We start from the raw sequence: 10,938 nt of genomic DNA, 5'->3' as shown, positions 1-10,938 counted from the left end.
TTCCAAAACTTTTGACTTCGACAAGGATCTCGTTAAAGTCTAAAGGCTAACTAAAGTTATCTGATAAAGTACCACTTAAACATACTAAGATTAGCTTCGTAAGACCATTTGATCTTACGAAGCTAATCTTAGTATGTTTGTCATTATAGGTGCGAATACAGGGTTTCAATCAGATCATCGCTATTAGAAATCAATTGGCGATTTAACGAAATCAAGTATCCAGGTTGTGTTGGATTGAGGATATTATGGAACGTATCTTGAATAATACAACCAGTCATAGAAAAAGTCTTTTCGTGATTTTGAACGATAATGGTAAATGTTTGGCGATCATTGGTGACCACGACAGTTGCCCCAATGAGATGGGTCAGGTTAAGGCCCAAAGTAGCGGTTGAGTTTGTGAGGCCCAAAACACCTGTCGCGGTAATCAGCCTTAAGCAGGCATCAACCCGTTCGAGTGCTGCGTACATCGAAAAGTGAGTCGACGATCGTTCGTGTGGTTTGCGTAAAAACGGTCCGACAACTAAGTTCATAAGAATCCCCCCAAATCCTTAATTGATAACTTTATCATACGGACTTAGGTTAATTGGTTCTAACATTGCGACTTTTTTCAGCCGTTAGTTGAGTCACTTTACGGGTTAACTTTGTAAGGCTTATAAACTAGGCTAGCATAGCTCACTCCTGACTAGTCGTACAAAAAAACGCTTGGCTGTTGAGCCAAGCGTCAGGTCGTTAATTTTTAGCTGCCTTTTCAGCGGCATCTTTACGTGATTTGACCGCTAATTCTGGAAACCAGATGGCGATTTCGTGATGGGCGTTTTCACGACTGTCGGAGGTGTGAATGACATTGCGGAGAATCCCATCTGGATATTCGTGGGCAAAGTCGCCGCGAATGGTGCCGGGTTGAGCATCGTTAGGCCGCGTTTTACCGGCTAGATTATGCACCGATTTGACGACTCCAGTACCACTGACGATAATGGCTACCAGTGGGCCTTCCGTCATGTAAGTTTCGATTTCGGCGAAGTACGGCTTTTCGACTTTTTCACGATAATGTTGCCGTAATTGTTCGGGAGTTGCGCTGATGACTTTTAAAGCGGTAATTTGGTAACTTTTACGTTCTAAACGGGAAATAATATCACCAATGTGTCCTTCAGCGACGCCATCGGGTTTAACGAGTACTAAAGTCTTTTCTGAATTTGCCATAATGAAAATTCCTCCTTAGTTTTAGAAAACGCTTTCATTCCTTGATAACTTAAATTGTAGCTGAATGCAGGCTGGGCGTCAATGGAAGACGGTTTAATTAATGTTTAGAAACAACTAATTTAATGAAATTGTCGATGTAATCCTTTCGTTTTGGTCTCATAAATCGTTATAATGGAAACAGTTTAAAACAAAGGATTGATGTTCATGCCACCACTTGATTTATCACATATTCGCCAACATCATACCGTGGCCGAACTGATTGCGTTGGGCAAAGCGCGCCGGTTAGTCACGTCGTTCGATCAGCTTGGGTCATTTACCTCCGTTGAACGGGATGCGTCGGCGTTTTTAAAACACGTTCGTGAAATGTTAGTACCAGAATTATTGCCATTGCGTCAGGAACGGATGGCGACGTCGGCGTTTGCTTTTTTCCGTGGCTCCGTCGAATTAATGGATTACGATTTAGACTATCAAAATTCAACCGAAATCCCCGCAGTGGTTTGTGGTGATGCGCATATTGGGAACTTTGGATTCTATGCGTCGCCAGAACGGCGGTTAGTCTTTGATTTGAATGATTTTGATGAAGCTGGTATCCACCCCTGGGAATGGGATTTACGCCGGTTGCTTGTGAGTGTGATCTTAGCGGCCCGTGATTCTGATTTCAAGCCGAAAAAAGTGCTGAATTTAGTGCGTGAGGCGAGTGCCAGCTATCGTGATGCGATTAAGCGGATGTACAATCAGACGACGCTCGAGCGCTTTTACCGTGATAATGAAGTGCAGGCAGTGTTGAACTTTGGCGGCGAGCCAGCGGATACCGCCGATTTTATTGCGGATTTAGTTAAGAAGGCGACCAAGCGGAATTCGGAACAAGTTGTCCGTAAGTTTACTTGGACCAATAGCCAAGGTGAACGCCAATTTAAGGATAATGCGCCACGCTCAGTGCATATTGATAAAAAGACCTATCGTGGGCTCAAGGAAGGGATTACCCAGTATCTCCAGACGGTCCGGACGGATGTAGCGTTGCTCTTATCACAATATGAAGTCACCGATATTATTCGGCATAGCGTTGGGGTTGGGAGCTTTGGCTCGCTCTGTTATTTGGTGTTACTGACTAGTACGGATGGTAGTCACATGGTCTTACAAATCAAAGAAGCGTTGCCCACTCGGAAAGTCGGTAGCCAGTCGCGCCAAGCTTTGACCGCCGCTATGGAATTAACCGAAGGCCAACGGATTGTCAGTTCACAGCGAATTTTACAATCCACGTCAGATGTCTTCTTGGGCTATTTTCAAATGGCCGACAAAAGTTTTTACGTCCGTCAATTTCGAGACATGAAAGAGTCGATTGATATCCCAACTTTATCGTGGGGCCAATTTCAAGCTTATGCGAATACTTGTGCCATGATTTTAGCGCAAGCGCATGCACAGAGTCCGACCGCTGCGATGATTCGTGGGTATGTCGGTAGTTCGGCAAAGTTCGATGAAGCGATGGCTAACTGGGCTGAGGCCTATGTCACCCAAGTTGAAAATGATTATCAGACCTTTTTGGAATTAATTTAAAATTGGTAAAAATTTGTTGTAACTGATTGGCTGAATTGAGAGGAATACTCCCTGATGCTTACTTGGCATGAGTATAAACAGCGACTTAAATCTATCAGTACTGAAGCGTGGTATTTCTCAAAAAGATTTCGCTAGAACGATCAAAATGCAACAGTTACAGCTGGCAAAACTAGCGCAACTGGACTCATTATCAACATTAAAGACTTTGAATCGGCATGCCAATGGTTTGGGATGACAAGTGACCTTATCAGTGACGCCGTTAGTCGTTTCTGGTGGCGACCAGTAGCAAAAAAGTTCCGCTGACAGTAATTTGCCAGCGGAACTTTTTTACGATTATTTCAATAAATATTTAGCGTCAAAATCATGGTCATATGACGATAAAATCTTAGGACCATCATCGGTAACGACTAAGGTGTGTTCATATTGGCAACTTAAGCTACCATCCATGGTCCGCACCGTCCAGCCGTCATCAGCGGTTTCGCCAGAACGCCAGTCGCCAACGTTGACCATTGGTTCGATCGTAATGGTCATCCCAGCCTTTAAACGCGTCCCGTGACCAGCTTCGCCGTAATGGGGAACATCAGGCTTTTCGTGCATCGTCGGTCCGATACCATGGCCGATGTATTCGCGAACGACCCCGTAACCCATTTGGTTTTCAGCGTAGTTTTGAATCGCCCAGCCAATGTCACCAATGCGGTTGCCAACAACCGCTTGGTCAATTCCAAGGTATAAGGCTTTCAACGTGACGTCCATTAACTGCTTAACTTCAGGTGATGCCGTTCCAGCAACGAAGGCGTGGCAAGAATCACTCAAGTAGCCATGGTAGTTAATGACCGTATCGACTTTTAACAAGTCGCCGTCTTTAATTAAGATGTCTTTACTTGGGCAACCATGACAAATCATGTCATTAACACTGACACAAGTTGAGTATTTGTAGCCTTCAAAGTTGAGTTCACCAGGGGTGGCATCATGCGCAATGATGTATTCATAGGCGAAATGGTCAACATCCCAGGTCGTCTGCCCAGGTTTAATATAATCTTCGAGTGCATGGAACAGTCCGACCATGATGTCGCCGGCTGCTTGCATGCCCTTAATCTCTCGATCTGATTTAAGAGTTATCATGTTGCCTCCAAAAAAATTTAAATATTGTAAGTGAAAAAGTTTCCATATCTAGTATACTCCAGCCGAGTCTTTCCGACAAAAAGCAATGTTTACGACTATAATTAGCATCAATTGAATTGATTTTTGACGAACAACCAAGATCGGGTTAAGTTGTTTTGAAAGCGCTTTAATTTGTGAGTGCTTATTGTGTGGAATGAGTTAGAATGAAGGCAAGTGTCGTCTTACTGTAATTGTGGTCGTGATCGATAGTCATGAATGACGTCGATTGTTTGGGGGGAATATGAAAAAGAGTGATTGGCATCATCACAAGAAGTGCTTTTTACTGTCGCTCATTGCGTTTATGGTAATTATGGTCGTGCTAATTATTAATCGGCCAACGCTGAGTGATAAGTTGACTGCTCGCAGTTGGTTTATTTTTGATGAGACGACGGTGGTTTTAAGTATGAACAATCACCGTGCAACGCTCGCGGATCGCTTGTTTTCAGCTGATGGTAGCCAGGCCAATGAAGCACTTGCGAAAGTTGTTTTTAAAGCTGATGGGACTGGTCTGCTTAGTTATAAAACTAAGGTTGAACCTTTCAAGTGGCAATTGCACAAAAATATCGTCAGGCTAACTGTTCAGCGAGGGGCTAAACGAGTCGTCGTAAACTGGACGCTTGCAACCACTAGCGGGAAGGTCATTGGGCAGCATTATAAAGGATATACTGTCGACTCAGACGATATTGGTGGTTTGTTTGTCGGCAAGGCTTTTTTGATCTATAAGCGATGGTAATGACTTTCAACCTAAATTAGGGGCTTCTAAAAAACGCAAAAAAAATTGCCCGCACGAAAAGTACCGTGCTGACGGGAAGTAACCGGATTCGTAAGTGATAACTGAATTGATATTTTAAAATTAGCCCTTTTCATCCACAAAGATAATGATACAATATATAGTGTTGTTTCAAACGGAAACACTACATGTGGTAGTGTAAGTCGAAATGGTTGGCCAACTATGATGACGCAACGGCATATGATTATCGATGGAAAGAGGAATTGATTTTGAGTAATTATTTTAAATTTTTAGCGCACCAATTGAAAGGTTGGCCACAACAGAACTACTATTTATTCTACTTTAGCCTAGGTTGCCAAGTGATGACCTTGGTCAGCGCACCAATCACAACGTTATCCATTCTAACATTTATTGGGACGACATTGGGTGTTTTATGTGTCTTAGCCATCAATGCGGCAAAATCAGTTAACGGCTTATTAGGGGTCATTTCTGCGGCTTGCTTTATTGTCGTTGGTTTCTCAGCTAAAAACTACTTGAGTATCGGTGAACAGTTAGCTTATGTGGTCACGCTGGATATTCCAGTGTTGCTCAGTGCTAGCTGGAATGTCAACATGGTCTCAAAAATCCGGAAATTTACGGGTAAGACTTGGATCGTCGCCATCGTATCAACGTTAGTCGTTTATGGCATTTCTGGTTACTTAATCGGGGCACTCACTGATGACCCACGGCCATGGGTCGATGCCATTAGTTTTGCCATTTGTTTAACAGCTGGGGTCATTTGCTTCTTACGTTACAACAACCAATACTTCTGGTGGATCGCATCTGGCTTAGCACAAATGGTGCTTTGGTTCATCTCATTCCGCCAAGGCTCCGCAACTTTAGCAATGTTTATCAACAGTTCCGTTTACTTGATGAACGATGTTTTAGCCTTCACCGTTTCACCTTGGTATAACAAACATGAACGGGCTCGCTTGATTGCTGAAGAAAAAGCTAGCACCCAAGCTGACAAAGCAACTGAAGCCAACGTTTATGGGTTAGATCATCAAGCTTAAAAAATAACTCACTCGGAATCACTGTTCCGGCTATTAGATCAAGTCAATCTGACTTGGTCTTTTTTGTGTTCTAGGCCGGACTGAGCACACTAGTGTGTCTAAAATAAAAATGATCACCCGCTTGAAGGATGACCACTTTTATTGATTTAGGCTTGATTCTGAATTGAAGGTGCTTTAGTCGCGCGTGGCTGCGTTAAACTAGCGGGACTGAAGAGTTGTTCAATCAGTGTAGCTGGTAATCGTTTTTCTTTTAGCAGTAATTCTTTAACTGAGATATGTGCTGTCATGGCACGTTTGATTAGCTTAGTTGTGGTCATATAGCCCAGATAGGGTGTGAGGACGGTGGCGGTGATGGCCGACTGTTCGACCGCGGTCGCACAAGCGGTCTTGTTGACCGTTAAATCTCGTAGACAGTTTTTGACGAGCGTGTGCATGGCTTGTTGTAAATAGCGTTCGTTGGCTAGCAGGTCGCGCAGCATAATTGGCTCAAACGCATTCAATTCGAGTTGCCCCGCTTCAGCTGCCATGGTGACGGTCACGTCATTGCCGATAACTTCGAAACAAACTTGGTTGACGACTTCCGGGATAACCGGGTTGACTTTGCCGGGCATGATCGATGAGCCGGCTTGTTTGGCGGGCAAATTCAGTTCACCCAAGCCAGCTTGCGGGCCACTGGATAGCAGCCGGAGATCATTACTAAACTTCGATAAGTTTACGGCGAGGGTCTTCATGGCACCTGAAAATTCAACGAATAGGTCGCAATTTTGGGTGGCATCGATCAAATCGGGGGCCGTTTGCAAGTTGAGCTTGGTGTTTTGGTTGAGGACTGTCAGAATGTGCGTTTGATAGTAGCGCGTGGCGTTCACGCCGGTACCGATCGCTGTCCCGCCTAAGTTGACAAGTTGTAAATGTTCGCCAGCCGTCTGTAAACGACCCAAGTCTCGTTTAAACAAATGATAGTAAGCCTGGAAAGTACGGCCATAGGTGGTTGGCACGGCATCTTGGAGCTGGGTTCGACCAACTTTAATGGTGTCACGATAAGTGTTGGCTTGCACCAACAAAGTTTGGACCAACTGACCAATTGCGCCGAGTAATCCCGGCAATTGTTGTAATAAGGCCATTTTACCGGCCGTTGGGAACGTATCATTAGTGGATTGTGATTGGTTAACGTCATCATTTGGCTGCAACTTGACCGTTGGATTTAACCGATGCCCCAAGTTAGCGACAACTTCGTTGACATTCATGTTGGCCGAAGTCCCAGCGCCACCTTGAATGGCTGGAACGATAAAGCTGTCGGCGTGACGCCCAATCAACAATTGATTGCACGCGGCCACGATGGCTTGCTGTTTTGCCAACGATAGGGTGCCAGCGGCTTGATTCGTTTCTGCCGCAGCCTTCTTGATTTGAATTAAGCTTTGAATGATTAGTGGATCCAGCGGTTCGTGACTAATCGGAAAATTCCGGACGGCCCGCACCGTGTGAATGCCGTACAACGCTTGTTTATCAATTGGTAATTTGCCAATACAATCTTCTTCAATCCGCATGCCATAACCCTCTTAATTAGATTTCATGTTAGAACTTCTCACATGAATAACTAGAGTTTAGACCACTAATTCTATAATACAATGCGTCACGGTAAATTCTGAGGAATCTAAAGTAAATTGATGGGGTAACGATTGTTTGAATAGTTTACTGGACGATTGGCGAATTTTTCGATTGTAAAAAGCAAATGAGTTAACATAGACCAATTGAGTAGAACGTTTAGTGGTTATAGTTGAAACGGCGTTTTTACATCTTTATAGTTGAAACGTGCAAAAAAAGACTGCCACTTCCGTTTAGCTACGAAAGCGGAACGATTGAAGAACCCAATCATTCCGCTTTCTAGGCGATACTCGGTGGCAACCCGTCTTTTCTTACAGACTTGCTAAATGGTTTGTAACTGCGCTTGTTGCCGAATCGCTTCGACGTAAATGCGGACGAAATCCGTTCCGTACGTTGCCGCCAATTGTTGTTCCAAGTGCGGTGTCGGGGGCAGTTGTCGTAATAGTGGTCGAATCCACTGATTGGTTGGCAACAGCCGCAATAATTGATGGCTGGTAAATTGTGAAAACAACAAGTTTCGGCCGAAATATTGACCGAGACGGGCTTGAAACGCTGGCTGCTTAACTGGCACCAGCTGTAGGCTACTATTATTCATATTACCCAATAATAATTTGGCGCTTGGAAAATCATCATGTAAGTCTAAACGTTGATTTTTATACGCTTTGGCGATGGTCGGCGATAATTGAACTAACCAAATCAACTGATGCTGTTCCAGATGTAAGACCAACCGGAGTGTCACGATATCCGTTGTGGTTAATTGATAACTGTACTGTAGCAAAGTTGCTGGCGTTAAACGTTGCCGTAAGGTTTGCTGAACACTCGCAAAATTACCAGCTTCCCAAGTCACTGCTAACTGGTCATGATTACTGAGCCATAAGCTGTGATCGGCAATCCGTAGCGTCAAAAATCGCGGTATTGGACTGTCTGGTTGATCAAGCATGAGTAGCCAATAAGAACTCGCACTGGAGCGGGCGAAGTTACGTGCCAAGACATGGACATTCGTCGGCAGCGCGGTTTGCACTGCAAGTTGCAGTTGCCGACGATGTGCGTCGGTATTCACGAATTGATGTGGATCATGATTAATTCGTCGTTTTGCCATTGGCCGTCCCTCCTTAGACGATAAACTGCCTTAAGTATAGGTCAAAATTATAGCTGCGACACAGATTATGTCCAAATAGTTCGTGATTTTAGCCATTCGATGGTGCTTGCCGTTATTAGGACCGTTTTCGGGGTATAATTAAAGGTGACTGTTAGCGTTTGACGCTAATTGTAAACGGAAACAAAAATCAATGAGGGGGTCCAGTATGGATTTATGGAAAATTACCGCCACGCAACCAACCCGCGAACTCGCATCCAAGTTAACGGTTAGTAACGGTTTAGTCGGCGTGAAGGATTTAGTGGAAGTTCCCCAATTACAAAATGACCCATCGATGGCAGCCGTTGTTTATGTGAACGGTTTCTATGACTATGAACCAATTCAGTACGGTGAAGCCCAATTTGGGTTTCCAAAACGTAATCAGACGATGATTCCGTTGCCAGCACCGACGCGTTTTGAACTTTGGCTGGACGATGTGCCAGTGGATTTAGAACAAGGGCGGCTAGTTTCGCAACAATATACGTTATCAATGGCAAACGGCCAGTTTAGCCATGAGCTTGTTTGGGAAGAACATGCCACGGGACGGCAGTTAGCCATTACGATAACCCGACTGACTAGTCTGAAGACGTCAGCTTTATTGACGCAGCAAATTGCAGTCAAAGCGCTAAACTTTGAGACTGGTCACTTGCGGATAATTTCTGGCTTGCACGCGCCAGTTACCTCACAATCAGCGGACTTTGATCCACGTTTGGCGCACTTTGACGTTGATGAGATTTTGGCTAATCAACAAAGTCAGCAATTGTCGCCAACCGTCCGTGCCCTGACCTTTAATGCCTTACAGAGTCAGCAACAATTAAGTTTATTAATGAGTTATGATCAGCCAGGCGAGTGGGTTACAGATGGCGATTGGACGGGCGAATTTGAGCTGAGTGCGACGCCGGTGACGGTTACGAAAAAGATTTGGTTCGAGTTGGGCGCTGCCGAATTGTCTGCGGCAGCTGAAACCAATTTGGCAGCGTCGTTTACGGCGATTACACAAGCTCAGACGGCCGCGTTAACGGAATTTTGGTCAACGAGTGATATTAAGATCACTGGTGACGATGCCTCACAACTAGGTATTCGATTCTCTCAATTTGGTTTGCTACAAGCCGTTGGTCTCCATGAAGATGGGCGCGGTATTGCAGCCAAAGGACTGACGGGCAGTGGTTATAACGGTCATTATTTCTGGGACACGGAAATTTATGAAGCCCCATTCTTCTATTGGAATCATCCCGAATTGGCTAAGCGGTTATTAATGGTCCGCTTCCAACAATTGCCACATGCGAAAGCCTACGCGCAATCGCTCGGACTGGCAGGGGCATTGTTCCCATGGCGGACGATCAATGGGGAAGAGGCATCGGCGTATTTCCCAGCAAGTACCGCAGCGATTCATATTGACGCAGATATCGCGTACCTGGTTATTCGCTACTATCAAATTACGCGTGATGCAGCGTTTATGCGCGACTATGGTCAGGAGCTGTTGGTTGAGACTAGCCGTTTCTACCTGAATTATGGTAATTTTGATGATGAAAAAGGGTTCGTTTTAAATACGGTTACCGGCCCAGATGAATATACGGCACTCGTGAATAATAATGCCTATACTAACTATTTGGTACAATTCGAGTTACGCTATTTAACGGATCATTTCAGTCAAAAGGATATTGGGCGCTTCAAGGTATCGCAGCGTGAATGGACAAGCTTTCAAAAAGCGGCTGATCAGATGCACTTTGAAACCCGTGGCGATTTGATTGCTCAAGATGACAGCTTCTTATCGAAGAAGCGGTTAGATCTGAGTCGGATTCCCAAGGATCAGTTCCCGTTACTCACGCATTTTCATCCGTTAGTCTTGTATCGGTTGCAGGTTTTGAAGCAGGCTGATTTGTTACTCGCGATGGTTTTGTTACCTGAGCAGTTTAGTGATGCGCAGGTACAGACAAATTACGATTATTATGAGCCGATAACAACACATGATTCGTCGTTGTCGCCAGCAATTTATGCGATTGCGGCCGCACGTTTAGGCAAACATGACGGGGCAATTAATTTCTTCAAACGGACGATCAATACTGATTTAGCTAATACGCAAGGCAATACGGCGGACGGCCTCCATTTAGCCGCCATGGGTGGTAGCTGGATCACGTTTGCTTGGGGTATGATGGGCTTAACGGTCAATGATGAAGCCGCTAGCCTGCATCCTTATCTACCAACAGGTTGGACAGCTTGTCAGTTTAGACTTCGTTATCGTGACACGGTTTACACGATCAAAGTGACCGCAACCGCGCTAACGGTGACCGGTGCGACTGAAGATGAAGTCACGATTGATCAGAAAAAACGGACAATCAAGATTTTAGCAACCAGATAATCAGAACCCAGTAAGTGGTCTATCTAATTCTTTGGATAGTTACTTGCTGGGTTTTAAATTGGTCTAAAAAATAAATATAAAACAATTTATGAATAGTGTCGCCCATAGTCTCGTTGAATCCGGTACACTAGAGTTAAATTACCAA

Annotated in this window: 9 protein-coding genes; 4 read left to right on the top strand and 5 right to left on the bottom strand. The window is 44.6% G+C overall.

From position 1 onward, the window contains the following. Window positions 1–143 precede the first annotated feature (143 nt). Both FFM70_RS11385 and ndk read right to left on the bottom strand, forming a co-directional pair. Window positions 144–530 carry a hypothetical protein gene (locus FFM70_RS11385; RefSeq protein ID WP_137616978.1) on the bottom strand — a complete coding sequence of 129 codons (387 nt, stop codon included), beginning with the start codon at window positions 528–530 and terminating at the stop codon, window positions 144–146. Between the two features lie 199 nt (window positions 531–729). Beyond that, window positions 730–1,200 carry a nucleoside-diphosphate kinase gene (gene ndk / locus FFM70_RS11380; protein WP_137616977.1) on the bottom strand — a complete coding sequence of 157 codons (471 nt, stop codon included), beginning with the start codon at window positions 1,198–1,200 and terminating at the stop codon, window positions 730–732. A 204-nt stretch (window positions 1,201–1,404) separates the two neighbouring features. Here ndk and FFM70_RS11375 point away from each other — a divergent pair, with 204 nt between their 5' ends. Next, on the top strand, window positions 1,405–2,754 hold the full coding sequence (locus FFM70_RS11375) for a DUF2252 domain-containing protein (RefSeq protein ID WP_137616976.1): 1,350 nt from the start codon (window positions 1,405–1,407) through the stop codon (window positions 2,752–2,754). A gap of 333 nt (window positions 2,755–3,087) precedes the next feature. On the opposite strand, the gene map is transcribed toward FFM70_RS11375, so the two are convergent. After that, a complete protein-coding gene (gene map, locus FFM70_RS11370) occupies window positions 3,088–3,876 on the bottom strand; it encodes a type I methionyl aminopeptidase (RefSeq protein ID WP_137616975.1) in 789 nt (262 codons plus the stop codon). A 280-nt stretch (window positions 3,877–4,156) separates the two neighbouring features. Here map and FFM70_RS11365 point away from each other — a divergent pair, with 280 nt between their 5' ends. Together FFM70_RS11365 and pnuC are read left to right on the top strand one after the other, a co-directional pair. Continuing rightward, window positions 4,157–4,648 carry a hypothetical protein gene (locus FFM70_RS11365; protein WP_137616974.1) on the top strand — a complete coding sequence of 164 codons (492 nt, stop codon included), beginning with the start codon at window positions 4,157–4,159 and terminating at the stop codon, window positions 4,646–4,648. A gap of 260 nt (window positions 4,649–4,908) precedes the next feature. Continuing rightward, window positions 4,909–5,697: a nicotinamide riboside transporter PnuC gene (pnuC, locus tag FFM70_RS11360; protein ID WP_137616981.1), complete on the top strand. Its 789-nt coding sequence runs from the start codon at window positions 4,909–4,911 to the stop codon at window positions 5,695–5,697. Window positions 5,698–5,843: 146 nt separating this feature from the next. Here pnuC and FFM70_RS11355 read toward each other — a convergent pair whose 3' ends face one another. Together FFM70_RS11355 and FFM70_RS11350 are read right to left on the bottom strand one after the other, a co-directional pair. Beyond that, window positions 5,844–7,241 carry an aspartate ammonia-lyase gene (locus FFM70_RS11355; protein ID WP_137616973.1) on the bottom strand — a complete coding sequence of 466 codons (1,398 nt, stop codon included), beginning with the start codon at window positions 7,239–7,241 and terminating at the stop codon, window positions 5,844–5,846. Window positions 7,242–7,621: 380 nt separating this feature from the next. Further along, on the bottom strand, window positions 7,622–8,398 hold the full coding sequence (locus tag FFM70_RS11350) for a hypothetical protein (RefSeq protein WP_137616972.1): 777 nt from the start codon (window positions 8,396–8,398) through the stop codon (window positions 7,622–7,624). A 205-nt stretch (window positions 8,399–8,603) separates the two neighbouring features. On the opposite strand from FFM70_RS11350, the gene FFM70_RS11345 reads away from it, so the two are divergent. Then, window positions 8,604–10,793 carry a glycoside hydrolase family 65 protein gene (locus tag FFM70_RS11345; protein WP_171002364.1) on the top strand — a complete coding sequence of 730 codons (2,190 nt, stop codon included), beginning with the start codon at window positions 8,604–8,606 and terminating at the stop codon, window positions 10,791–10,793. The last annotated feature ends 145 nt before the right edge of the window (window positions 10,794–10,938 follow it).

Source organism: Lactiplantibacillus nangangensis (assembly GCF_005405065.1).
GTDB classification, from domain to species: domain Bacteria; phylum Bacillota; class Bacilli; order Lactobacillales; family Lactobacillaceae; genus Lactiplantibacillus; species Lactiplantibacillus nangangensis.
The sequence above is the reverse complement of the archived record's forward strand: the minus strand, read 5'-3'. Positions and strand labels throughout refer to the sequence as shown.